This window comes from Paenibacillus aceris (assembly GCF_017874035.1).
Taxonomy (GTDB): Bacteria; Bacillota; Bacilli; order Paenibacillales; family NBRC-103111; genus Paenibacillus_E; species Paenibacillus_E aceris.
The window spans coordinates 14342-39636 of the sequence record NZ_JAGGKV010000002.1; the positions used below are offsets into that span (position 1 = coordinate 14342).

The 25295-nt window shown below is 44.7% G+C and carries 25 protein-coding genes; 7 read left to right on the forward strand and 18 right to left on the reverse strand.

The window, feature by feature from the left end; translation table 11 throughout:
- Positions 1–33: 33 nt before the first annotated feature.
- The 3 genes from J2Z65_RS04225 to J2Z65_RS04235 are packed head-to-tail and all read right to left on the reverse strand — an operon-like array spanning position 34 to position 3525.
- A complete protein-coding gene (locus tag J2Z65_RS04225) occupies positions 34–1596 on the reverse strand; it encodes a DUF3369 domain-containing protein (RefSeq protein WP_205300913.1) in 1563 nt (520 codons plus the stop codon).
- Positions 1593–3131, reverse strand: coding sequence for a sensor histidine kinase (locus J2Z65_RS04230; protein ID WP_167054309.1), 1539 nt, complete (start codon positions 3129–3131; stop codon positions 1593–1595). The genes J2Z65_RS04225 and J2Z65_RS04230 overlap by 4 nt, the downstream gene beginning before the upstream one ends.
- 13 nt (positions 3132–3144) lie before the next feature.
- Positions 3145–3525 (reverse strand): hypothetical protein, encoded by a 381-nt coding sequence (locus tag J2Z65_RS04235; protein ID WP_167054307.1) that lies wholly within the window; start codon positions 3523–3525, stop codon positions 3145–3147.
- Positions 3526–3835: 310 nt separating this feature from the next.
- Here J2Z65_RS04235 and J2Z65_RS04240 point away from each other — a divergent pair, with 310 nt between their 5' ends.
- Together J2Z65_RS04240 and udk are read left to right on the forward strand one after the other, a co-directional pair.
- Complete coding sequence (locus tag J2Z65_RS04240; protein ID WP_167054305.1) at positions 3836–4153, forward strand: hypothetical protein; 318 nt, start codon at positions 3836–3838, stop codon at positions 4151–4153.
- 113 nt (positions 4154–4266) lie between these two features.
- Positions 4267–4902, forward strand: a complete 636-nt coding sequence (gene udk / locus J2Z65_RS04245) for a uridine kinase (RefSeq protein WP_167054303.1) — start codon at positions 4267–4269, stop codon at positions 4900–4902.
- Positions 4903–4950: 48 nt separating this feature from the next.
- Here the strand turns inward: udk and J2Z65_RS04250 are convergent, their stop codons facing one another.
- Both J2Z65_RS04250 and J2Z65_RS04255 read right to left on the reverse strand, forming a co-directional pair.
- On the reverse strand, positions 4951–6111 hold the full coding sequence (locus J2Z65_RS04250) for an MFS transporter (RefSeq protein ID WP_167054467.1): 1161 nt from the start codon (positions 6109–6111) through the stop codon (positions 4951–4953).
- Positions 6101–6643 (reverse strand): hypothetical protein, encoded by a 543-nt coding sequence (locus J2Z65_RS04255; protein WP_167054301.1) that lies wholly within the window; start codon positions 6641–6643, stop codon positions 6101–6103. Before J2Z65_RS04255 ends, J2Z65_RS04250 begins: the two co-directional genes overlap by 11 nt.
- A gap of 166 nt (positions 6644–6809) precedes the next feature.
- Between J2Z65_RS04255 and J2Z65_RS04260 the strand changes: the two genes are divergently transcribed.
- Positions 6810–7925 (forward strand): aminopeptidase, encoded by a 1116-nt coding sequence (locus J2Z65_RS04260; RefSeq protein WP_167054299.1) that lies wholly within the window; start codon positions 6810–6812, stop codon positions 7923–7925.
- Positions 7926–8011: 86 nt separating this feature from the next.
- Here the strand turns inward: J2Z65_RS04260 and J2Z65_RS04265 are convergent, their stop codons facing one another.
- Positions 8012–9493 carry a L,D-transpeptidase family protein gene (locus J2Z65_RS04265; RefSeq protein ID WP_167054297.1) on the reverse strand — a complete coding sequence of 494 codons (1482 nt, stop codon included), beginning with the start codon at positions 9491–9493 and terminating at the stop codon, positions 8012–8014.
- A gap of 178 nt (positions 9494–9671) precedes the next feature.
- Between J2Z65_RS04265 and J2Z65_RS35650 the strand changes: the two genes are divergently transcribed.
- On the forward strand, positions 9672–9806 hold the full coding sequence (locus tag J2Z65_RS35650) for a hypothetical protein (RefSeq protein ID WP_275691003.1): 135 nt from the start codon (positions 9672–9674) through the stop codon (positions 9804–9806).
- 83 nt (positions 9807–9889) lie between these two features.
- Here the strand turns inward: J2Z65_RS35650 and cyoD are convergent, their stop codons facing one another.
- From cyoD to J2Z65_RS04290, 5 genes are all read right to left on the reverse strand, one after another.
- On the reverse strand, positions 9890–10216 hold the full coding sequence (cyoD, locus tag J2Z65_RS04270; protein ID WP_167054295.1) for a cytochrome o ubiquinol oxidase subunit IV: 327 nt from the start codon (positions 10214–10216) through the stop codon (positions 9890–9892).
- A gap of 1 nt (position 10217) precedes the next feature.
- Entirely contained in the window at positions 10218–10835 is a 618-nt protein-coding gene (gene cyoC, locus J2Z65_RS04275) for a cytochrome o ubiquinol oxidase subunit III (RefSeq protein WP_167054293.1), read from the reverse strand.
- Positions 10835–12811 (reverse strand): cbb3-type cytochrome c oxidase subunit I, encoded by a 1977-nt coding sequence (locus tag J2Z65_RS04280; RefSeq protein WP_167054291.1) that lies wholly within the window; start codon positions 12809–12811, stop codon positions 10835–10837. Before J2Z65_RS04280 ends, cyoC begins: the two co-directional genes overlap by 1 nt.
- A 34-nt stretch (positions 12812–12845) precedes the next feature.
- Positions 12846–13829: a ubiquinol oxidase subunit II gene (gene cyoA / locus J2Z65_RS04285; protein ID WP_167054289.1), complete on the reverse strand. Its 984-nt coding sequence runs from the start codon at positions 13827–13829 to the stop codon at positions 12846–12848.
- A gap of 275 nt (positions 13830–14104) precedes the next feature.
- Positions 14105–14362, reverse strand: coding sequence for a hypothetical protein (locus J2Z65_RS04290; protein ID WP_167054287.1), 258 nt, complete (start codon positions 14360–14362; stop codon positions 14105–14107).
- A 246-nt stretch (positions 14363–14608) separates the two neighbouring features.
- Here J2Z65_RS04290 and J2Z65_RS04295 point away from each other — a divergent pair, with 246 nt between their 5' ends.
- Positions 14609–15361, forward strand: a complete 753-nt coding sequence (locus J2Z65_RS04295; RefSeq protein ID WP_167054285.1) for an MBL fold metallo-hydrolase — start codon at positions 14609–14611, stop codon at positions 15359–15361.
- Positions 15362–15419: 58 nt separating this feature from the next.
- Here the strand turns inward: J2Z65_RS04295 and J2Z65_RS04300 are convergent, their stop codons facing one another.
- From J2Z65_RS04300 to J2Z65_RS04315, 4 genes are all read right to left on the reverse strand, one after another.
- Positions 15420–15728 carry a DUF4870 domain-containing protein gene (locus J2Z65_RS04300; protein WP_127456473.1) on the reverse strand — a complete coding sequence of 103 codons (309 nt, stop codon included), beginning with the start codon at positions 15726–15728 and terminating at the stop codon, positions 15420–15422.
- Positions 15729–15846: 118 nt separating this feature from the next.
- Positions 15847–16536: a copper homeostasis protein CutC gene (locus tag J2Z65_RS04305; RefSeq protein WP_193580789.1), complete on the reverse strand. Its 690-nt coding sequence runs from the start codon at positions 16534–16536 to the stop codon at positions 15847–15849.
- Positions 16537–16541: 5 nt separating this feature from the next.
- Complete coding sequence (locus J2Z65_RS04310; RefSeq protein ID WP_167054283.1) at positions 16542–17741, reverse strand: FAD-dependent oxidoreductase; 1200 nt, start codon at positions 17739–17741, stop codon at positions 16542–16544.
- A 453-nt stretch (positions 17742–18194) separates the two neighbouring features.
- Positions 18195–18851, reverse strand: coding sequence for a deoxynucleoside kinase (locus J2Z65_RS04315; protein ID WP_167054281.1), 657 nt, complete (start codon positions 18849–18851; stop codon positions 18195–18197).
- 272 nt (positions 18852–19123) lie between these two features.
- On the opposite strand from J2Z65_RS04315, the gene J2Z65_RS04320 reads away from it, so the two are divergent.
- A complete protein-coding gene (locus J2Z65_RS04320; RefSeq protein ID WP_167054279.1) occupies positions 19124–19354 on the forward strand; it encodes a hypothetical protein in 231 nt (76 codons plus the stop codon).
- Positions 19355–19409: 55 nt separating this feature from the next.
- On the opposite strand, the gene J2Z65_RS04325 is transcribed toward J2Z65_RS04320, so the two are convergent.
- Entirely contained in the window at positions 19410–21656 is a 2247-nt protein-coding gene (locus tag J2Z65_RS04325; protein ID WP_167054277.1) for a PAS domain S-box protein, read from the reverse strand.
- Positions 21657–21864: 208 nt separating this feature from the next.
- Here J2Z65_RS04325 and J2Z65_RS04330 point away from each other — a divergent pair, with 208 nt between their 5' ends.
- Complete coding sequence (locus tag J2Z65_RS04330; protein ID WP_167054276.1) at positions 21865–22797, forward strand: zinc dependent phospholipase C family protein; 933 nt, start codon at positions 21865–21867, stop codon at positions 22795–22797.
- Here J2Z65_RS04330 and J2Z65_RS04335 read toward each other — a convergent pair.
- A complete protein-coding gene (locus J2Z65_RS04335) occupies positions 22794–24488 on the reverse strand; it encodes a M3 family oligoendopeptidase (RefSeq protein WP_167054274.1) in 1695 nt (564 codons plus the stop codon). The two genes, J2Z65_RS04330 and J2Z65_RS04335, sit on opposite strands and share 4 nt — an antisense overlap.
- A gap of 121 nt (positions 24489–24609) precedes the next feature.
- The gene (locus J2Z65_RS04340; protein ID WP_167054272.1) at positions 24610–25290 is read right to left on the reverse strand and encodes a uracil-DNA glycosylase; all 681 of its coding nucleotides are present in this window, start codon (positions 25288–25290) and stop codon (positions 24610–24612) included.
- Between the last annotated feature and the right edge of the window lie 5 nt (positions 25291–25295).

Genomic DNA, 25295 nt, shown 5'->3' on the forward strand with positions numbered 1-25295 from the left:
GCGTTTTTGACGAATTGAACATCCTTAATGCCATTAACGTTGTTCCTTGTAAAGTTCCTTGATCACCAGAAATTCGTCTAAGTGCTCCAGAAAAAGATCTACAACCACAGGATCAAAATGACGGCCGCGTTCTGTTTTCAATAAATCCAGCACTCTATCCAATTCCCAAGCCTTCTTGTAAACACGATCGCTGCAGAGTGCGTCAAACACATCCGCAACCGCCGTTATACGTCCATAGACATGAATTTCCTCGCCGCTAAGACCTTGCGGATATCCAGTACCATCGAATCGCTCGTGATGCTGCTGAGCAATGATGGCCGCGGCATTCAAAACTTGCTTATTCGAATGCTTCAGCATTTCATACCCCAGATTTGAATGAGTTTTCATGATCTCGAATTCTTCTTTGGTCAGTGCGCCGGGCTTATTCAGAATCGCGTCTGGAATTCCGACTTTCCCTACATCATGCATCGGAGAAGCCAAACGAACGACTTCCGCTTCCTGCTCGGACATTCCGTATTTCAGTGCCAGCAAGCGCGAATATTCGGCTACTCTCTTCACATGGTGTCCCGTTTCCTGGGATCTTGTTTCTGTGATTTCACCCATGGTATAAATGATTTCTTGCTGTGTGCTTTCCAATTCTTCATTCAAATATATATTCTCGAAAGCGACGGAAACGTTCGTACAGTAAATATCAATCAAATAACGCTCCCACTCGCTGAGTGCTTTAAAGCCATTCATATAAATGACGTTTTCCATCCCCATCTTGCTTTGGAAGTAAATCACAAAGCGGTCTGAAGCGAAAGAGCTTTTTTTGGTTTGAAAAGCCTGTTCGATCTCTTCAAGCACTTGGACTGGAACGACATCACGCGCTCTTTCATCCTGATTGGACGCATAATCGCCGCTCGCCGCCAAAATATAAATATCCTCGACTCCCTTTGTAACAGCGAAGCTGCAGTGAAGGGCATTTTTATGCAAATTAACAATAGAAGTCATTTGCGTCAAAACGCCTGAAGCAAACTTCTTCATCGATTGCAGCTCGAACAACGTTGCTGAGGACTTAATGATTTCCTCCAAGCCTGTTCTGCTTTTCTCAATCGTTTTCAGATCCCGATAAGAACGCAGTGCGGTAACGACCGTTGTAAACAGCTTTTGCGTGGTCAATTCGGTTTTCTCTTTATAATCATTAATGTCATAATCCATAATGACGGTACGTTCAGGAGCTTGTCCCGGCTGTCCCGTACGCAGAATAATACGAATCGCCGTATTTTTTAATTCTTCGCGTATATATTTTACAATTCGAAGCCCTGCATCTTCCTGTTCCATAACTACATCAAGCAATATTAATGCGGCATTAGGCTGCTCCTGTAAGACTTGCTTGGCTTCTGCAGCCGAGTAAGCGCTGTGAAACTCTAACTTCCTGCCATCAAATTCGAAATCCTGCAAAACCATCTTCGTCACTTGATGAATTTGTTTTTCATCATCGACAATTAAGACAATCCACGGATCCTGTTCCAACACCACGTCATTCGAGGAAACGGTTTCTTCATCTGCAAATAGAAGCTCATCTAGGTCCATTAACCCGTCCTGTCTTGTCATAGCCCGGATTCCTCCTCTTTTGGAATCGTAATGATAAATAAACTTCCCTGCCCTAATGTACTAAAGCATTGAATCGTGCCATTGAGCGACTGCGTAACGAGATTATAAACGATATTCATTCCCAAACCGGTTCCGCCTTTGCCGCGGCTTGTCGTAAAGAAGGGTTCAAATATTTGATCGAGCACCGCTTGCGTCATCCCTTTGCCGTCATCGGAATAAGCCAGCAATATTTGATCCTCTTGATCCGTGACACGCAGGCACAAACTGCCTTCTTCCTCCAGCGAATAGGCATGGTTTAATGAATTCATCACTAAATTCGTAATGATTTGGGATAAAGCTCCCGGATATGTATAAAGATTTAGCTGCTCATCACAAAAGACATCTACGCGAAGTCTCGTTTTCTTGAGCGAAGGCTTCAAGCTGGCGATGATTCCCTCTAAATATTCCTTTAATTGAAAGGAGCGCTTCACTTCAACACTTTGGTCCACTGAAATTTGTTTAAAGCTGCGCACTAAGGAAGAGGCGCGTTCCAAATTCGACTGCACCATCGCATTCGTTTCCCCAATGACGGAAAGGAATTGCTCCAAATCCGACTTCTTCATCTTACCCGTCTCATACAAGCTCCGGAAATCCTTCGTCTTCTGATCCAGATAAGTGATCGCTGTAACGCCAATCCCAATCGGTGTATTAATTTCATGGGAGACACCAGCTACAAGGTTCCCTAGGGCACCCATTTTCTCCGATTGAACCAATTGATCCTGCGTAATTTGCAGCGTGTTCAGCGCTTGCTGCAGCTCCTGATAGCGTTCTTCCAAATTTTTGACCATATCATTAAAAGCCTCGGATACCTCCATAATTTCGGGGGAAGTCTGGAACTGAAGCTTCGGCAGCTCTCCTCCCTGCTTGACGATGACAGCAGCCTCACGAAGCTTGCTTAAAGGACGAATGACGATTTTGCGTAAAATGAGCCAAATCAAGACAGATAGTATGATAGCGATGCTGATGCCGACAACCAAAATGAGTTTCGTGCGTTCCTTAAACAGTGCTGCCTCTTCTGATGAGTCGAAAATGACCTCCACGGCCCCGACAACGGCCCCATCCTCCTGCAGCGGAGCAATTAAGCGGACAACCGGTTTATCGCTGTGTGCCATCGTCGGCAAATGGTCAATGATCGTTTTGTCCTGTTTCGGGATGATGACGCTTACGGGATCAAGTCGTTTCCCAACCTCTGCGCGATCGGAAGCTGCTAAAACAACCCCTTCTATGCTGTACAACTTCAGCTCAAGAACACGGCTGTTTTTGTATTGAATATAATCAAAAATTTGCTGTACATCCGTAACCGAGCGGGATTCCTCATACCGTCCATTAATCGCGATAGTCATGCCGCTTATTTGGCTCACGTAAGCTTCTTTGATGGATTGATTTAAACTTATGGTGTCAAAAACCATCATTGTCGAAATCATCACGACCGTCACCGAAGTAATTAGAAATACGATTCGTTTCTGTAAACTGAGTTTCTTCCTCAACCATGGCATAGGTAAGACGCTCCTATTTCACTTCAAACGTTACAGTTTTGCTAACGTCGTAGGGCGTATGATCGTTGTTATGTAGGGACACCTTGACTTCATGCGGTCCTTTGCTTAAATGGTCCAGCACTTTTTGCTTCTCCGTTACGACAATCTTCTCGCCTTTATCTAGGGAAACATGGACATGCCCTTCTCCTTCAACACGTTGTTGATCGTAGTGCTCTTTGGAAATCTTCAGATCCGTGGTAAATTGCAGAGTAGCTGTGTCTCCATTGACCGTTGCGCTGACATCTAATGTTGGCGTATAGGTATTTGCCGGCTTCGTGCTCGTTTTCGCTGCCCCGCATCCTGAAATCAAGAAGGTCAGCGCAGCAACCAGACACATACTTTTACAAATTCTCATCTTTTTCATCCCCTATTTGACCGCTAATTGTCTATTCATGTCAAAAAAAGCCATCCTCTTTAGCTTATGAATATTCATACGGTTTGTCCACTTCTATTTTGAAAACAAAACCCTTTGCCACTGCAATTATTCTTGTATTCATAATTTTCTGACTTCTATTGTCGAATAATCATGAGAACGCTCACATTTTGCGCTTCCCCAGGAAATAATTTCATTTCCCAAAACAAGAATGATTTCCCCAGGTTTGGAGCAATGTAGTAAAGTCGCTGTTCACTTTAAAATAACTCGATCCTTAGGAGGCTCTTCCCTTATGTCCGACACTCGTGAGTTTTCGATGCAGGTACAACACGCTATTGACGCAGCAGATCAAGCGATACGCCTAGCTACAGACGCTGAGTATAAACTGCAAAGAGCCATTGTTCAGGCTCACCCTCAAGATATCCAATCCGCACAAGCCGCTCTCACGCAGGCCAAGCACAAAGTCAGAGATGCACAGGAACAGCTGCAAACCTATAATAATGAGCAGTACGGGCAGCAAATCAAACAAACGATGGAGCAGTTGACTCAAGCTTCTCAAGACGTCGAAGCCAATCAAGTGAAATTTCACACCCCTAAGCAAATTCGATAATGGTCGGTTCTATGAAAAGGTGATCGAAATTCGATCGCTTTTTCTTTTTATATAAACAATATGTTAAACTACTGAGGAAGGTTTTCAAGTTATTTGGGGAGGCACTACATTTCATGCTCGTTATCGGAATTGCCGGTGGTACCGGTTCAGGGAAGACTACAGTAGCCAGATCGATTATCAACAAGCTGGGATCTACGAACGTTACATTAATTTCACAAGATAATTACTATCTTCATCATAGTGGACTGACGTATGAAGAACGAGAGCGCATTAACTACGATCATCCGCGTGCATTTGAGAACGGACTGCTTCTTAAGCACCTGAATGAGCTCAAAGACGGAAAAGCCGTCGATATACCGGTCTATGATTTCTCGCAGCATGCCCGCTCACAAGACACGATTCGAATTGACGTTAAGCCCATTGTGCTGCTTGAAGGCATTCATGTGTTAACCGATGAGGAGCTGCGCGGCGCTTTGAACATCAAGGTATTCGTCGATACAGACCCCGATGTCCGCATTTTGCGCCGGCTTTCCCGCGACATCAACGAAAGGGGCCGCACGCTGCAGTCGGTCTTCGATCAGTACTTGACGACAGTGAAACCGATGCATGACGCTTTTATTGAACCTTCCAAGAAGTACGCGGACATTATTATTCCTGAAGGCGGAGAAAACCAAATCGGAATTTCTATGCTGACGATTTTGACAGAGCGCTACATGACGGATCAGGCGGCCAGCTATGAGATTGGATAAATGAAAGAAAGACACTCTTCCCTGGATAAAGGTGGAGTGTCTTTCTTTTTACACCGAATTTTCACGACGAAACATAAGGCCTGAAAGTGCGAATATCACATAAATGAGACTGAGCATATAAAAAATACTTGCCACATTCGAGTAGCGAATGGCCATCCCCCCGATTAGAGGGCCGGCGATGCTCCCTAGGCTATATTGAATAGAGGCCAGTACATTGGCTGTAGGCAATAAATGTTTAGGTAAAATATCCGCCGCGTAGGCTAGTCCAAGTGAGAAAAAAGAACCGACCATCCCTCCGGCGATGCCAAATAACAGGCCGATCAACCATAAATTCGCCCCTGCGAACGGAATACAGAAAAAGGCCATTGCACCGATGAGTCCAGATGTGATAAGAATCTTCTTCCGGCCAATCCGGTCACTCCAAATACCAAGCGGCAGCTGCATAATTAAACTGCCGACTCCGATTACGGGCAGCAGAACTCCGATATTAGGCTCGGAGAGGCCGATTCGCAAGCCGTAGAGCGGAAAGTTACTATTCATCGAGGCTTCCATATAGCCGTAAAGAAGCGAAGTAATCAATGGAAACCAAGCCATGGCAGCCACTTTGGATGCACGCTTATGCACAGCTTCCATGCGTTCACCCCGTTCAGGACGTTCATTCGGCAGTTTCGTCAACAGCAGCAGAATGATCAGAAAAAAGCTGCTTGTAGTCAGAAACGGAACCCAAATGCCTGCTTTTAACAGCGTAATCCCAATGGGCCCTAAACTAAAACCAATCCCGTATGCCATGCCATACAGCGAGATATTACGTCCTCTATGCTCTTTAGGGCTGGACGTTACAATCCATAATTGGGTGGCATAATGCAAGGCGCTGTCCCCTACTCCTACTAACAAACGCAGTGCAAACCAGAATCCAGCCTGCTGCCAAGCCGGGAACAAGCAGGTCGCTGTGATGATCAGCCCCATCCCAACCATAATGACCGGCTTATAGCCGTAGCGCCGTACCGGCTTTTCAATGAAGAACATCGTCGAGAAAATGCCAATATAAAGCGCAGCTGCATTCAAGCCATTTGCATCCGCAGATACCCCCGATCGATCCAGCAAAATCGTTAGCAGCGGCAAGAGCATGCCTTGACTCATACCCGCAACGATGATAACCATAATTAATATGGTTAATTTATTAGAAACAAGCTTATCTCTAAGAGCCATTTCCAAAACGAACGGTTTCCCATCTTTGTGCATATTCTGTCAGCTTGCCATGGAGTGGGACGTGGAATTGCTCGTTAATATAAAGCCTCAGATTTTTAATCCATTCCTTAAAGGACGGATAAGTGACGAAAAGATTAGCATATCGGTCACTCAGGCATAAAAAATAAGGTCCAGGCGATTTGTCCGTTAAAAAATGAAGGGAAGTATCCATTGGGGTATATTTCTTGCGCTTCCCCTCCCACGTGTCCAAATCCAATTGAACCGTGCTGTTCGACTGTTTGAGCAGGCTTTCCAAATGCTTCACTCGCGCATGATATGGCGTTTTACTCGCAATGTCCATTCTGCGCAGCGTTTCTTCATGCTGCGGATAAAAGATGGCGCGGACAAACTTCTTTTCCTCCGCCCATGCTGTAAAAGCTTGCATGTCGGCTTCCGTCCAATCTTCAAAAGTTTCGAACACAAAGATGGTTCCTTTGCGTGTTTGTGCCGGCGGTTCATACCCAAAGGGCACTTTAATCTGTTCTCTTGCCATTGTGTCCTCCTCTAAGTTGTCATCGTTAATTCACTTACTCCCATTTGCCTAGTCCTCTATTGTAGCATACCCTTAAAGTTCCGCGAAATCAGAGTCCAATTAGCTTTAGCGCTCTTATTGCGATATAATTTCTAAGTACTAATATTCAATTAAGGGAGACCTAAGAATGAGAGATCCACGACTTCAAACTTTTGCCCGCAACATTATCCGTTATTCGGTGAGTCTTCAACCCGGAGAGAAGATTTTGATCGAGATGATTGGTGTCAAAGATCCAGAACTCGCCAAATGCTTTATCGAAGAAGTATATGCTGTAGGCGGCAAGCCATTCATCGAGCTGCGCGATCCAATGATCACAAGAAGCTTGCAAATGAAAGGCACACAAGAGCAATTTAGCGAATGGTCCGAGTTTGAGCTCGTCCGCATGAAGCAGATGGATGCCTATGTAGCCGTTCGCAGCGGGGATAACATCACAGAATCGTCCGATGTTCCGGATGAACAAATGCGTCTTTACTTGAAGCACTTCCAACGCCCGCTCTTCGACGAGCGCATTAACAATACCAAATGGTGCGTCATGCGCTATCCGAACCCTTCCATGGCTCAACTGGCCGGCAAGAGCACAGAGGAATTCGAAAATTTCTACTTTAACGTTTGCAATCTCGATTACAGCAAAATGGCTACAGCGATGGAATCACTTGTTGCTCTCATGAACCGTACGGACAAAGTTCGTCTTGTTGCCAAAGGCACGGACATCTCTTTCTCCATTAAAAACATTGGTGCAGTCCCATGCTCAGGATTAAGAAATATTCCGGATGGCGAAGTTTACACAGCGCCTGTGAAAGACTCCGTGAATGGCGTAATCAGCTACAATACACCGACGAATTATTCAGGCACTTCCTTCGAGAACATTGTTCTTCGTTTCGAAAATGGCCGTATTGTTGAAGCAACCAGCAATGACACCAAGAAATTGAATGATATTCTGGATACGGATGACGGAGCGCGTTATATCGGCGAATTCGCGATTGGCGTGAACCCTTACATCAAACATCCAATGAAAGACATTCTGTTCGATGAGAAAATTGACGGCAGCATCCATTTCACGCCTGGCCAAGCCTATGAGACCGCGGATAACACGAACCGGTCCTCGGTTCACTGGGATATGGTGCTGATCCAACGTCCTGAATATGGCGGTGGAGAGATCTACTTTGACGATGTGCTCATTCGCAAAGACGGACGCTTCGTCATTCCGGAACTTGAAAAACTCAACCCGGAAAACTTAATGTAATAAAATAAGCAGTTGAAGCTCCGAAAATGATGTCGGATCGCTTCAGCTGCTTTTCATTTTAAGTAACGGCATTAAGTTTCGCCGATCTATCCAAGCCAATGGAATACGACGCCTTCAGGAGATTCGTCAAGCGCAGGCCGGGCGGAAGGAATGAGCCGATCAGCGTCCTTCACTTGCTCTTGGTTGTTCGCGGCTTGAGCCGTGGCTTGAATCTGCACCTCTGCACCCTTGGGTACAAAGGGAAATAACTGCTGTACATCTCCATTGGTCAGCCTGACGCAACCGAGCGATTTGTCCGAGCCGATTGAGCTCTCATCGTAAGTGCCGTGCAGCGCAATTCCGCCAAGTCCCAAGCCTGCTTCCCCGTAACTCTGAGCATGGCTTCCTTGTGGGTTTTGTACGCGGTCTATTACCTGGAAATGCCCTTGCGGCGTGCGATCGTTCGCTCCCAGACCGATTTCTTTATCCCATAAAATATATTGTCCGCTTACAAGCTTAAGTTGATGCTCGTCCTTATTAATTTCAATATGCACCGGTTCGTAAGTCATATTCGCCACAGCTTCTGAATTCGCATAGAACATCTGCGCGAGGTCCGCTGCCCCTGGCGTATATACCCATCCTCCTTTACCGGTGAAAGCCGCTGAAACGCCATTAGAGCCCGTTGCAGCCTCCAATGGGATGAAGCTAAGGTAGTTGTTTGGATAATCCTGCAGAAGCGCTTCTAGACGGTCAGGCGGGCTCCCGTTGTCTTTTATGTAGGCTTCCAATGCGGTTCTAACTAAATTAGCACCAAACGCACTAAGCGGTTGGTGCTTTTCAAATTCAGCATTTAAGAAACGGATTCTTACCCTGTCATCTGTCTCAGGATGATACTGCGCAACGACGATGGCACTCTTCGTCAGTTCTTCATCCCTAAGCAGCATGGTTTTCCCAATACTACCGTTGTCCTGTGACAGGACTCCGTAAATTAGGATGTTCGTTTTCGGCATTTCCTTTGCCAGCTCCAACGCCTGCTTATGCAAAGCCAATTCAATGGCTTCGCTGCTCGTCTCAGGCGCTATGTACATAATAAAAGGGGCGTCTACCGTTTCATAGGTAACATCGCTTCCAACGCCCCAAACTTTCATGGAAGAAATTGTTTTGTAGAGCGGCTGATTCCCTGCAAACAAAACAACTAAGAGAAGATTAAGCACAAGCAGAACAATGAGCAGCGTTTTCATAAATTGCGGCAGCATCCTCTTCGTTTCCTCCGGGAATGCATTTTGCATGTTCAGCGCATGTGCCGCCTGCTCCTCTTCAATGTGTCGAATGGCTCGGTTAGCAGCGGAGTAAAATGGCGACGGGTAAGTCCGAAGAACTTCCTTGTAATGAAAAATAGCCCGCTTATAATTCCCTTTCCTTTGAAATTTTTGCCCGATCTTATAATGAGCTTCCGGTGAAGTGGCATCTAAATACCGGATGACTTTCTCATAATACAAAGGATCGGCTGGGGAAATAAACAAGTTCTTGCGCAAATGAATGAGATTGTCATCGAGATGGTTACGAAATCGCTGGGTTCGGCGTATCATTCGGCTCCTCTCCGTTCACTAAATTAGCTTGTCTACACTCGATGCTCGATACATTTAGTATCTCTGATACATAATGTATCATGTTTGGCATCATACTGACAACCCTTTTATTCCTTCCTGAAAGCACCAGCATGAACCTTTCCTATTTAGCAAAAGCTGAATTTCGGAGGTGATAATCATGAGTGGGAGAAACAGCAAACCGAAAAATAATGGACCAGCAGGCAGCCCTTCACGTCTAGATCAATTTGGTGACAAAGCCGTCCAACAAGATAAACGCGAAATGAAAGAACGCAATAAAAAGTCTACTTGTTAGCTGAAAATACGAAAAAGACGCCCCTTCCCGCGTATTCCGCGGGCAAGAGCGTCTTTTCCTTTTTAACCTATTTAACCTATATGTTAATGTGCTACTGTGTTGTAAGTCATAATCCAGATGGAACCGCCAACGATCGTCACGAGAATAATGAGGCCAAAAATCAGCGTCATAATATTCCATCGCGCGTTCTCGCCTTCCTTCACATGCATGAAGAAAAACAATTGTACACCAAACTGCAGAACGGCCATGAGAAGGATCAAAACCAATGTTCCGGTTTTGTTCAACATATGGTTCATAACGACAACCAGCGGGATGATGGTCAAAATGATCGAGAGCGCGAAGCCGATGACATAAGATTTTAACGATCCATGCGCATGGTTATCATGAGTACCCGTATGGTGTTGACTCATCTTACATCACCCCCATCAAATAAACGATTGTAAAGACAAAGATCCAAACGACATCAAGGAAATGCCAGTAAAGCGAAATAACTTCTACTTTCCTTTTGGTTACCGCAGTAATGCCTCTGCGTCTAAGCTGAAAGATAAGTCCTATCATCCAGATCAGACCTACTGAAACGTGCAGTCCGTGCGTCCCTACTAACGTGAAAAAGGCGGATAAGAAGGCACTTGTACTGATGGTAGCTCCTTCATGGTTAACCATGCTAACGAATTCCGATAGCTCTAAACCAACGAATGAAGCCCCCAGAAGCACAGTAACGGCTAGCCAGCCGATCAGCTGCTTCATGTTCCCTTTGTTCATGCCTAACACGGCTAAACCGCTCGTGAAAGAGCTGGTAAGCAGGATGAATGTCTCGGCGATGATACCCGGCATTTTGAAAAGTTCATCCGGTGTCGGTCCTCCATTCGTATTCTGATGGAGAACCATATAGGTGGCGAATAAAGATCCGAACAAAATAACATCCGTGATTAGAAAGATCCAGAATCCGAACGTCTTGAGCGATTCGTGCTCATGTTCATGGTCGTGTGCGTGGGCGTGCTGCCCACCGTTCGCGGCTGCATGTGCCATTAGACTTTCGCTCCTTTCAATGCGGCTTCTGTGCGTTTAATTTCATCAACCGGAATATAGTAATCCGTGTCGTAAGAGAATGAGCGAGCTATCATACAAATTCCGACACCGATGAGCGCTGGAATCGTAAGCCACATCCAATCCCAGACGAAACCGAATCCTGCAAAAAACCAAAACGCAGACTTCAGGAATGGAATAGCCGAATTTCTTGGCATATGAATCGGTTCATAGACCGGCGCTGCAGGCTTAGCCGCTTTACCTTGTTTCTGCTTCTGCTTCTCTTCCCACCATGCATCCACTTCATTGACTTGTGGAAGAACCGCAAAGTTGTAAATCGGAGCCGGCGAAGGAATCGACCATTCCAGTGTACGGCCATCCCATGGATCTCCCGTCACATCCGGTTCTCTGAACTTAATGGAGTGCGCAATTTGCCATACTTGGAACAGGAACCCGATCCCCATCAAGAAACCGCCGATGGTGGATACGAGGTTGAGCGGTCCCCACCCCATATCGAAATCGTACGTATACGTACGGCGAGTCATACCGTCTAAGCCTAAGAAATATTGCGGCATGAAACAAACATAGAAGCCGATGTTCCACAGCCAGAAAGCCCATTTTCCTAAGTGCTCGTTGAGCTTGAAGCCGAACATTTTCGGCCACCAGTAATACAAACCTGCGAAGTATCCGAAAGCTACACCGCCAATTAAAACTTGATGGAAATGCGCGATAAGGAAGTAGCTGTTATGGAACTGGAAGTCGGCAGGCGCAACGGATAGCAAGACCCCTGTCATCCCCCCCACGACGAAACATGGTATGAACGCAATTGTCCACATCATTGGCGTGGAGAAGCGGATTTTCCCCCGGAACATCGTAAATAACCAGTTAAATACTTTGACCCCCGTAGGAATCGCAATCAGCATCGTAGTGAGTGCGAAGAAAGCATTCACATCCGCGCCGGAACCCATTGTGAAGAAGTGATGAGCCCAAGTGAAGAAGGACAGCAAGCTAATAATGAACATGGCGAAAACCATGGATTTGTAACCGAACAATTTCTTCTTGGAGAACGTTGCAACGATCTCTGAGAAAATCCCGAAGGCCGGAAGCACGACAATATAAACCTCCGGATGACCCCACATCCAAATCAAGTTGATGTACATCATCGGATTTCCGCCGCCATCTAAGGTGAAGAAATGCGCACCTAAGAAGCGATCGAGGAATAGCAAAGCTAAAGTAACCGTTAGAATCGGGAAAGCAAAAATAATCGTGACACAGCTGGAAAATACAGACCAAGTGAACATAGGCATTTTCATCAAGGTCATGCCTGGCGCACGCATTTTAAGAATCGTTACGATAAAGTTAATCCCTGTCGCTAAACTACCGATCCCTGAGATTTGAATGCCCCAAATATAGAAGTTCTGACCGACGCCAGGGCTATGGGAAAGCTCTGAAAGCGGCGGATAACTCAGCCATCCTGCATCCGGCGATCCGCCGATGACGAACGACACGTTGAACAGCATCGCTCCCCAGAAGAACAACCAGAAGCTGAGTGAATTCAAGAAAGGATACGCGACGTCCCTCGCACCAATTTGCAAAGGAACGACGATATTAAATAAACCGAACATGAGCGGCATCGCCATGAACAAAATCATAATAACGCCGTGGGTAGTGAAAATTGCATTATAGTGGTCGGCTTGCAGAAACTGCATATTTGGCATTGCAAGCTGTACGCGCATCAGTAGCGCGTCAACACCGCCGCGGAAAAGCATTAGGATGGAACAAATGATGTACATGATCCCGATCCGCTTATGGTCAACGCTTGTTAACCACTCCCGCCAGAGCCAGCCCCATTTCCTGAAATAACTCAGTACGAAAACCATAGCAACCATCGAGAGTCCGATACTTACCTGAGCGCCCAAAATAAGCGGGTCGCCCGTTACGAAAAACTCTGATGCGAACTCTTTAATACGATCCAACATGAGCATGACTTCCTTTCGTGAAAACTTCGTTCTATCATTTTGACATATTCATTTGACTATGATCCATTTGCTTATGATCATTTGATGCATTTTTATTTGTCGATGAAGATTTCATCGCATCATGATTCGTTTCAGAAGCTCCATGACCGCTGTGGATCGATTGACCATTCGTATATTTCGTTACAACCTTTTGGAAAAGTCCATCTGGAATGGCGGAGAAATACTGGACGCCTTTTAATTGACCAGGCTTCGCCAGCTCTTCATAACTTTCCATAGTTAGTTTGGTTGGCGATTGTTTTGTTTTTGCTACAAAGGCATCGAAATCCGCTTGGGAAGTTGCATTCACATCGAAAGTCATATCTGCGAAATGGGATCCGCTGAAATTAGCACCCGTTCCGAAATAGTGACCAATCTCATCGGCTTGCAAATACAGAGTCATGGCCATTCCAGACATCGTATAAATCTGTCCACCTAACTGCGGAACCCAGAATGAATTCATCGGAGCGTCGGAGGTAAGTTCAAACTTGATCGGTGTATCCTCAGGAATTTGCACATAATTCAGTGTTCCAATGCCTAACTCCGGATAAGTGAACAGCCATTTCCAATCAAGCGAGGTCACTTGGATCGTGATGGGGGCTTTCTCCGACTTAATCGGTTTTGACGGCTCCAAGGCATACGTATATTTAACTGTTATTACAGCAAGCGCCGCAATCATGATAATCGGTATTGACCACCAAACAGCTTCTAGTGTTGTGTTGTGTGCCCAGTTCGGTTTATAAGAAGCTTTACTTCCTTCTCGATCCCGATACCGCCATACAATCCATGCCGTTAGTGCCAAAACCGGAACAAGAATTACCAAACACATTACCGTGGAAATGTACATCAAATCTTTTTGCGTTTCAGCAATAGGCCCTTTCGGATCTAATACCATTGCTTGATCGCTGCAGCCTGCCAATAACACGACGATGGCAATCATCATCAAGGGCAGCAGTGCTTGTACGAGTTTTCTCTTCTTCATCCAACTAACCTCCTAATCCACAATCTGCAAAGTGCTGTTTGTCAGTATTTATTAACATGCGCTTTTTTATCTAATACTAAGATAACAAATTGCATTTAAAAGTACACGGGCACTAGCAGGACTTAACAAATACGTCAAAGGATCGACGTTTTACTGTAAAACAAATGTCACACAACGTTTGTTGACTATTATGTAAAAGTATGAAAATCCATGAAAATCAAAAAGCCCTTCAAGTTATTCACCTGAAAGGCTAAATTTATTCATGATTTTGGTTCTCATTCCGTCTTCGATATAGCACGGGAGTGGACCAGATGAATCGCAGTACGAATCACATAAACGAAAACACTGCCTACCATGAAGCCGATTCCAATCATTAATGTAGCATTGCGATCACTGAAATGATCTAAACTCAACAAGCTTAATACTAATCCTATGCCAAGCAAAGCCCATGCCGCGATAGTCATTAACTTCACCAATGGCATCACATCACGTTCACTGCGTTCATTACTTACGGTTACTGTTTTAACAGCCATCATCATCACTCCAAACTCAGAAGTAAAAGTCTTATATACTTATTATAGCACAAAAAATAAAAAAATGTTCATATTTTATTCACACGTTGATCAAATTTTGGACAAAAATAAAAATCAGAATTTCACAGAATAAACTATTGACATTATATCATATATGTGATATGATTAAATATTTAATTGACTTATTTACCCCTCGTTAGTTATGATAACACTGTTCTTTTATTATCACTCTGGAGGGAAATAAAGATGCAAATCGCAAACGGAATTCATATGCTAGAGTTGGAAGTCACCATCATGGGACGTCCTAACGTTATCTATCCTACACTTTTGTGCGATGAGAAGAGCGCCGTATTAATCGACACCGGATATCCCGGTAACTTCCCCCTCATTTGCAAAGCAATTGAAGAGCATCACGTGTCTCTAGATAAATTAAACACCATTATCATTTCTCATCAAGATATTGATCATATCGGGAGCCTTCCGACGTTCTTAAACGAAATGCCGAACAAACTTACCGTGCTTGCAAGTGAACTTGAGAAGCCTTATATCGAAGGCGAGAAGATGTTAATCAAAGTCACCCCGGAAGCTATCGATCGTGCCGTAGCTAGTTTACCAGCAGATGTTTCGCCTGAATGGCGGAAAGCCTTTCGAACGAATTTAGAAAATCCCCCTAAAGGTCAGGTTCACCGCATTTTAGAAGCTGGAGAACAGCTTCCTATCGCTGGAGGTCTGATCACAATACTGACTCCTGGTCACACACCGGGTCATCTAAGCTTTTACCATGTACCAAGTAAAACTTTGATTGCCGCGGATGCCATGATTGTGTCGGATGGACAGCTGCTCGGCCCCATTCCGGCATACTGTGCAGATTATGAACTAGCGAGGCAGTCGCTTAAAAAATTCACGGAATATGACATTGAAACGGTCATTTGTTATCATGGCGGATTGTTCAATGAAAATGCGAACGCGAGGATCTCTGAACTGGTGTCAACGATTTGAACTAAAAAAAAGCAGGCTGCCCTAACCAGGCATCCTGCTTTCCATTATGTACGTTAACCTACTTTAACAACGTGTATGCCCCAATTACCGGCAGGGGCTTAACTTGACCTTGAGCAGCCGCAACAATGCCAAGAATGGCAAAGATGAAGAGTGCCAGGTTCGCCAATGGCAGAAGAATCCATCCAATAATCGGAATGATCCCCAATACCACATTCAGGATGACGCAGCAGAGGAACAACGTAAGCCCCTGGTTCGCGTGATACATAGCAAACTTGGAATCTTTAGCAGCAATCAGCGGGACGAAGAACAAAATATACGCGATAATAGCCATTCCTTTATTACTTTGAATATCCGTGGAATCATACATGGACAGCACCTCTTTTCTCAAAGTATACTATTCCATTATATTCGGAGTTTTCCATCTATTCTATTGATTTTCACACAATTCAAAAAATATTTTTCGACCAAATCCGCAAGAGTTCTGCCTAACTGACAGTTAAAAGCTGCTTTGCTTTCTTCACTTTATCGATATCAACCGGCTCATTCACACGTTGATTCATCCTGACACCCGTTCCCAAATGAACAATGGGCACATGCGTCTCACCTACAAACTCCTTCAAGCTTTCCAAGGTGAGGCCACCTCCAGCCATGATGTTCAGCTTATGACCTGCAGTAAGACTAACCAGCTTCCTCAGCCTCTCCGTGGCTTGAAGCGCGCTTACAGCTCCTCCGGAAGTAAGCACAGAACGGATTTGCCCGTAGTCCAGCAAAACACTTAAAGCTTCTTCCTGGTTCTTAATTTCGTCAAAAGCACGGTGAAAAGTTACGGGTAGGGGCACAGCTGTCAAAAGCGACTCTAGCGCATTACGCTCGATTGTTCCTTCCTCTGTCAGAACTCCCCAGACAAGTGCCGCTGCACCCGCCTGATATGCCGCTTCACTAGCATACAGCATCGTTTGAATATCATTATCCTGCATGTGAAAAGATCGGCTGTGCGGCCGAATCATAACGTGTACAGGGATGGAGACAGCTGCCGTAATCTCACGCACCAATGCCATGTCAGGCGTTAAACCGCCCTCATGCAAGTCCGCAACCAACTCAATGCGGTCTGCCCCGCCCGCTTCCGCATGCAAAGCATCTTCCAAAGATGTAGCAATTACTTCTAATAAGATCATAGTTATTATTCCTGCCTTTCCTTGTGTGCAATGCGGTGTCCGAGGAGCCAGTGCAGCTGCTTTATTTGGACTGAATCGGGAACTAGGCTTAACAAACGATTACGCACCATGATGCTAACTGGATTAGTCAATTGTACAATTCGGGCCATGTTTCTAGACTGCCGCACAACTTGATTAGCCCGAGGGATTCGAATCTTCTCATATGACTCGAAGGCATCTGATATTTTACTAAGCTTAGTATCCGCGGCTTTCTCTAGACAACTTGCCAACACATAAGCATCCTCCATCGCTTGCGCTCCGCCTTGTCCCAGATTCGGCAGCATGGGATGGGCAGAGTCGCCAAGCAGCACCACTCTTCCCTTGCTCCATGAGTCGAGCGGCTTTCTATCATAGATGTCATGCTTGAGTATCGACTGCCCCTCTGTTAACTGCACCACCCGTTCAATGGGCGGATGCCAGTTTTTCAATTGTTGAAGAACATGCTCCTTCCTATTCTGCATGTCTGTTCCTGGAGGGGCATTGATCGCTGCGAACCAATAAACTTGCCCTTCTCCAAGTTGAGAAAACCCAAACCTTCGTCCGCTGCCCCATGCCTCAAAACCGCCGCCAACCTCTAGCGAGTACCCTGGATCCATGAACGAAGTAATGCCGCGAAAAGCCGTAAAACCCGAGTACCGCAGCTGAAGCGGTCCGAATAAATGGTTGGCCACATCTGAATGTAACCCATCCGAACCGATCACAATATCGCCGGAATCCTCAGTGCCATCCTCAAATCGAACCGTAACTTCATGTTCATTTTGTGCCAATGACACCATTCTCTTTTGAACATGCAAAGTTGTTTTTTCGTCCAAATGCTCGATTAAAATCGCCTGAAGCTTTGCCCGATGAACTAAATAGGAGTATGTTCCATAAAGACTGGCTTGTTTCGACACCGGAATCGACGTGATTGCTTTGCCGTCCCATGAGCGAATGTCCGCTTGGCCAACTTTAGCACCAGCCTGCTTCACCATCTGTGCTAGTCCTAGTTCATCTAAAACATGCATGGCATTCGCAGCCATAACGATTCCTGCACCAAATACAGAGCTTGTATTCTTCTTTTCATAAAGAACCACTTTCCAACCGATTCTTTGTAAAAATAAGGCTGTGGCAAGTCCGCCAATGCCGGCTCCGATGATAAGAGCTTTCTTCCTAGGTGCAGACTTCATGGCACCCTCCCAATTTCAGCCATTTTCATCTACTTTAACACACTCAAGGAAAGACAAAAACTCCTTAATCCAAAGAATAAGGAGCCTTACGTATACACAATTATAAATGTCTTATTTCATCAGTTGGCTACTTTTTTTTGCTGCACTTCAATAAGTTCCAAGTTCGAGAAAAAAAGGCTTAGCTTTTGCATCTTCTCTGAAGCGGCTAATTTCGGCAATGGAGGGCACATGGGTTTTCCGCGGTAACATACGATAAATAACAAATTCATCACCTATCCTTCATTATTTTTCACACGGCTTACTTTTATTATTATTTTCCGACAAATAAAGCGGGACACCGTCAATATTCGATATGTATATGATACTCTGCTAGGCAATATGCTAACTTTTTTTAATCATTTAGCCCTTTATATAATTCGAAAGACCCCCTCTAGAAAGAGGGGGTCTTCTGTATTAAACAATTGCTAATTCTGAAAGTTTAGCTCGTACTTGATCTACTAATACTCTGGCACCTTCCGGACGATTCACAACATCCACAAGATCCATATCCACAATCAACACTTCAGAAGCGTGATAATGATTCATGACCCAATCATCATAACCAGACCACAGCTGACGATAATAATCAACCAAGGATTGATCCTGCTCGAAGCTGCGTCCTCTTAGGCCAATGCGATGCATAACCGTTTCGAACGATGCCTTGAGATATACCATGAGGTCAGGCGCTTTCTTGGGAAGCTCAGCGAGCTCCGACATCATATTGTCGGCAAGACCTTCATACACATCGAATTCCAGTTGAGAGATACGGCCTAGCTCCCGATTGACTTTAGCAAAGTACCAATCCTCATAAATACTTCTATCGAGTACATTTCGATTATGTACCAATGCTTGTTTAATCGCTTTAAATCTTGTATTCAGGAAGTGCAGCTGAAGCAGAAACGGATAACGTTTCTTTTCAATTTCTTCCGGAGATGCCGTGTAAAACAGCGGTAATATCGGATTATCATCTACACTTTCATAGAAAACACTTGAATTTAGTTCTTTTCCAAGCAAAGTGGATACAGATGTTTTACCGAGACCGATCATTCCCCCAACCACAATCACAGCCATTGACCCCTTTCTCCTTCTACCCAATCTTTAATTTACCTAATGTCAATTCTCGCAAAGCTTACCTATTATACAAGGAATTCATAGTCCTGCAAACCCTATTTTTTTACCTTTATCTGAACTTTTCGGCCGTAATCAAACACAAATTTGATTGTACTTCGTCTAAATCGGAAACGCTACAAAAAATGTTCAAATGTTTTCGTGATTGTTTATTTACTCATACTGTCACTAATAATAAGTGCAAGTTCATAAAAAAATAAGACAGAGGTGTGTCGATGATTTACGGAACTAAACTACTGGATACAGATATAGAGATTTTTATTGCAGCCCTGACCAAAACACCTGTCTATGTTTGGTCGTTAGATCCATTAGGTGTTTATTATCAGGTCAACTCTGGAATAATTGTCAAATATACGCCTGATGAGGTACGAATTCATAACGAGCAAGACGCCTCCATTGCACAATGGTATTCCCGAGAATCCAATGAATTTAGCATTAGTTTCTAATCCATGAAAAAAACCGCCCTTCTCCATGAGGAAAGACGGTTTTTTTCATACACTTTTAAGGCAATTCCTTGATGCTCTGTCCACTTGGCTGCGTTGGTAAAAAGACATCAATAGCCGTTCCTTCTCCTAAATGGCTTTGAATGGTCATCGTCCCATTATGAGCCTCAACAATTTTAAAACACATCATCAACCCGAGTCCTGTCCCCTTTTCCTTCGTCGTATAGAAAGGTTCCCCTAATTGCTTCAGCCGGTCTTCAGGAATACCGCAGCCATTATCTTCCGTCCGAACCCTAATCAAATTGTCTCCTTGCATCGATACGGTTAGTTTAATTTGCCCTTCCTTCGGAATGGCCTCAATCGCATTTTTAACCAAATTAATAAATAATTGCTTTAAATGCATTTCAGAGCAAACCAACTGCGGGATTTCAGTTTCAAATTCTAACAGAAGCCCCACATTGCATAAAACAGCTTGCGTATCGAGCAGTGCCGTAACGGATTGAAGAATATCTTTCAAATCGCTCTGTTTGTAATGAATCGCCTCCGGCTTGGCAATCACAAGAAATTCACTGACAATGAAATTAATACGATCCAATTCGGAGAGCATGATATCAAAATAATGCTGCTTCCCCTTCACATCATTCTGCAGCAGCTGCAAGAAGCCGCGTAGCGAAGTAAGGGGATTTCTTATTTCATGAGCAAGCCCTGCGGCAAGCTGTCCCGCAACGGAAAGCTTATCCGATTTACGTAACAATTCCTCCGTTCGATTCCGTTCTGTTATATCCCGCGTGATCCCGGCAAAACCGATAATTTCGCCTTTCTCGTTTTTGATTGGCGTTTTCGTCACACTCACGTGTACAAGCTGTCCATCCTTACGAAGCCGTACAGTCTCAAGCCCTGAAATCTGCTTGCCTGCTTTAAGCATATCGTAGATTTCTTTGCGCTGTTCCTCCATAAAATCGGGATAAATCGGTAAAGGCTTGCTCAATAGTTCACTTTGATGCCAGCCGAAGATTTGCTCGTATGCACCATTGACGGACATCACTCTGGCTTGCAAATCGAGCACACATATGGCATCTGTCGTATTGCTGATAAAAGACTCGAGGAGATCTTTTGTCTCCCGAAGCTCTGTTTCCATTTGCTTACGTTCCGTAATATCTACGCATGATCCGATCACTTCGACCACGCGGCCATTTTCAACGATAGGGCGTAAGGAAGTCAAGTAAGTAATCCCACGGAAAGTGGCTTCATACATGACATTTTCTTCGCCGTTCCAAGCTTTGCGGTAATAGGTTTCAATATTGGCAGCGAGCGGGTAGGGCCAAATTTCATAGAGATGATTGCCAAGGATATTCGAAGGTTTAAACCCTAGCCGGTACAGGAGCTCTCCATCGCATAATGTGTGAATGAAAGTTCCTTGCATCTTCCTGAATTTCATAGTCATGCCTTGCTGCCTGCGCACTGTATCGTGAAGATCCTGTTGAGCCACTCGTAGGGACTCACGGTCTTTATTATGCTGTGTAATGTCTCTGGCGATCACATAAATGCCTTCATTCCTGCCATCGACGATAATGGGGACATTCTTCAAGCCTAGTTCAATCTTCTCACCGTTTTTATGTTTAACTCGAAGCATGTAATTATCGGTATTAGAAACGATGCTGTCGACGGTGTCATACGCTTGATTCTCCTGTTTCCAGAAGTCGTTAATGGTTTTACCGACCATCTCCCCTTCCTCAAAGCCCAAAATCCGCTCCATAGCAGGATTCAGACTTCTAATCATCCCTTTCAAATCACAGGTGAGGATCCCCGCAGGATTATGTTCAATTAACGATTTGTAACGCTGCTCGCTTTCCGCCAACTTCCGTTCCATTTCGGTTTTTTGTGAAAGATAACTGATCTGAGACAGATAATATAACGGTACACGATGCAAATCTCTAATTAACGAGATCCTGAATTCTACCCAGGCGGTTGTACGGTCCTTCTGAATGACCTTTTTTTCAAGCTGAACAGTATCTATTTCTCCCGACAACAAATGGGCGAAGCATTGTTCTAGATTTTCAGCTTCCTCAGGCGGGAAAAACGCATGTATTTCCTTGAAAACCAACTCTTCCTCCATGTAACCGGTTAACGCGCACAAGGGGTTATTCACTCTTAACCATAACCCACTAAGCGAAATAATTGCTATACCCATCGTGGTGAATTCGAAGACTGCGGCAAATGACGGTTCCGTTCCCGAAAGCAAACCCTGAATATTGTCAGGATCTGCACGGTTTGAATGATCCAGCGGATTATTGACCCTATTCATACTTTATCTCCTATCCTAGATATGCATTGGATGGCTTTCATTTCATTCCCGTTTGTTTGTTGAATTCGACGACTTGCAGATTATTCCTGCTATAGAAACTGTTGGGACTTAAATTGTTCGCGGAATGTGCCCTTGAATTACACGGTTATGTTAGAATGGAATGGTTCTCACACGAACTCAAAGAATAGTAAGAAGGAGGTCTTACCGCTTGCCAAACATCTGGACTCATCTCATCTTCGGTCAAGAATTGATGGCGCAACTCGGTCATGCCCAAATGCTGAATGACAAACAATTGCGACAAGTCTACTCCCTTGGCTGTCAAGGACCGGATTTCTTGTTCTATCATCATTTCCTGCCATGGAAAAAGGACAAAACACTAAATCAATTAGGAAGTCTTATGCATTCGAACATGTGCGGACCTTTTCTCGAGGATTTACTTCGCCAAGTACAAGGCCGAGGCCTCTATAATCCGGCAGTTGTTTATGTTCTTGGTTTCCTGACGCATCATATTTTGGATCGGAACATGCATCCTTATGTTTTTCATAAATCAGGCTTCAAAAAATGGGATCATCAACGCTTTGAAATCATTATGGATACACTCATCGTTAAACGCAAACGCGGACTTCAGACATGGAAAACACCAGTTTGGAAAGAAATTTATGTGGGCGAGACGCTGCCGCTTGGCGTTGCACCAGCTCTAGCCAAAGCAGCGGCAAACAACTACCCGGACATAACTGTAAATATAACGGAGAAAGATTGGAACGACGCTTACTTCGATATGATTAAGGCGCAGCGTCTTTTTCACGATCCTAAAGGGATCAAGCGGGTTTTAACTTTCGGTAAAATAGCGCCGTTTGTCTATACCAAACGTGTGGCTCCGCTTGATTATTTAAACGAAGCCAACACGGTTTGGAACTGTCCGACAGCGCTTGAAGAAACGTACACGTACAGCATTTGGGACTTATGGGAAATTGCCATGGCAGATGGTGAAACCGTCCTTCAAGCGGCAATCCAAGTTTTACAAAGAGGTACAGCTGCCGATTCTCAAGCTTTTCATAACGTTCTAGGTAATCGCTCTTACGAGACGGGCAAAGATTGTGACAGCGGGCTGCAAATTATACATGTGAATCCTATGATTTAAAGGGCCTTATCATCAACTTGATTCAACCAATTCTCGATATGGCCGATCACGGAAGCTACACAGCCATCATGAAACGGCGAGATTAAATTCGCAACTTGAACGAGTTCCGTGAAGCTTTGGCTGCCCCCTTGCTGGCAAAGTCTCAAATAATCCTGCCAAGCCAGCTCCGGGTTTTCATTAGCCCGTTTCCAGAACTGAAACGCACATACTTGCGCAAGCGTGTAGTCGATGTAGTAGAACGGGCTTTTGTAAATGTGCGGCTGCTGCTGCCAAAAGCCCCCTCTTTCCAAATAATCGTTATCCTCATACACACGATGCGGTAAATATTTGCGCTCGATCTCACGCCAAACCCGTTTACGCTCTGCAGGCGACAGCTCCGGCTGCTCATAGATTCGATGCTGGAATTCATCAACCGCCACGCCATAAGGGATGAACAACAGAGACTCGCTCAGATGTTTAAATTTGTATTTATCCGTTTCATCCTCGAAAAATAACGACATCCAAGGCCAAGCTAGAAACTCCATGCTCATGGAATGAATTTCACAGGCTTCCAAGGTAGGGAATACATATTCAGGCACTTGGAATTCTCTGGAGCAATAGCCTTGAAAAGCATGACCGACTTCATGCGTTAGCACATCAATATCTCCCGCGGTTCCGTTAAAATTAGAGAAGATGAATGGTGCTTTGTATGAACTAATATAAGAGCAGTAGCCTCCTACACGCTTCCCTTTCTTAGCCACCAAATCCATCAAGCCATTGTCGATCATGAACGTAAAAAACTCGTCCGTTTCCGGCGACAGCTCGGCGTACATCTTGCGTGCCTGCTCCACAATCCAATCGGCATCGCCTTTCGGCGTTGCATTTCCTGACGGGAACCCAAACTTATCATCATAATAGTGTAGTGCGTCTACGCCTATTCTTGCCTTTTGACGTTCCTTCAGCTTTGCTGCTGCCGGGACTATATGCTCCAATACTTGATTGCGGAAAGCTTCCACATCATTGGCATTGTAATCCGAACGGCTCATACGTGCATAGGCCAGTTCCACAAAATTATTGTAGCCCAGCTTTTTCGCAATTTCCGTACGAATCTTAACCAATTGATCATACAGTTCGTCCAATTTGGCTTCATTTTCGATAAAAAAGCTATATTTTACATCATTCGATTCTTTCCGAATATTTCGGTCTGTGGACAGTTGAAATGGCACAAGTTGCGATAAATTCCGCTCTTCTCCCGCATACACCAGCTTCGCCGAAGCTAGCAGCTTCGAGTATTCGCTGGCCAGCTTGTTTTCCTGAACAAGATCTTCAACAATGGCCGGTGAAAATGTTTGGAGTGCCAAAGCCGCGATTCTGAACAGTTGCTTGCCCCATTTGACTTCCAGCTCAGCCCTGTACGCGGAGTCAATGAGCGCTTTATAGAACTCTGTGATTAGGCCTTGATATAACGGCTCAATTTCATCGAAATACTCTTGCTCCGCTTTATAAAATTCATCCGTCGTATCCACTGTGTGCCGTATTCGTGCAATAGATTCCATGGACTCCTGCTCACCGCGAAGTTTTACAATAGCTTCCATCGCTTGGTCTTGCTCATCAAAGGAAGCCGCTTGTTTAAACTGTTCTAATAGAGCTTTAAACCCTGTTTCAAAATTGCTAAAATCGGGTCTCTCATACGTAAAATCTTGAAATTTCATTGATTTCTCTCCCTTGCGTTTTCTTCAGACATAATGCTTAACGATCGCAGGATCTTGTTCTATAAGGCGGACAGCCTCATCTTCATTATCCACCCTATGGATAGCAATGCCAATTGTTTTTTCATCCAAGTAAATTTGGAATTTGCCAATCAATTTCCTTACTTCCGAGACGCTTAAGAATCTCGTTTACCTGCGAAAATGGCTTGCTGCCAAAAAATCCGCGATAAGAAGAAAGCGGACTCGGATGAACGGACTTCAATATGTAGTGACGATTGGCATCAATGAGCCTCTGTTTGGATTGCGCGTGACTACCCCAAAGCACGAAAATTACGGGCTGCTCCCGTTCAGACAGTGTCTCAATCACTTTGTCTGTAAAACGTTCCCAACCTTTCCCTTTATGAGAATTAGGGGTATCTTGGCGTACCGTAAGCACGGTGTTTAGGAGCAGTACGCCTTGAGCCGCCCATTTCACCAAATGGCCGTTATCCGGGATATCACACCCAAGGTCAAACTGCAGTTCTTTGTACATGTTCTGTAATGATGGCGGAGGTGCGATGCCCGGTTTGACGGAAAAACTGAGTCCATGGGCTTGTCCGTTTCCGTGATAGGGATCTTGTCCCAATATGACGACTTTGGTATCTGCATAAGACGTTAAATGCAAAGCGTTCAGAACCTCACTTTGCTCCGGATAAATCGAACGTGCTTGATATTCATCAATGAGAAAATTACATAAAGATTGAAAATAGGGCTCTTCAAACTCAGAGCCCACTACTTTTTCCCAGTCATTCGTTAAATAAAACACTTTCG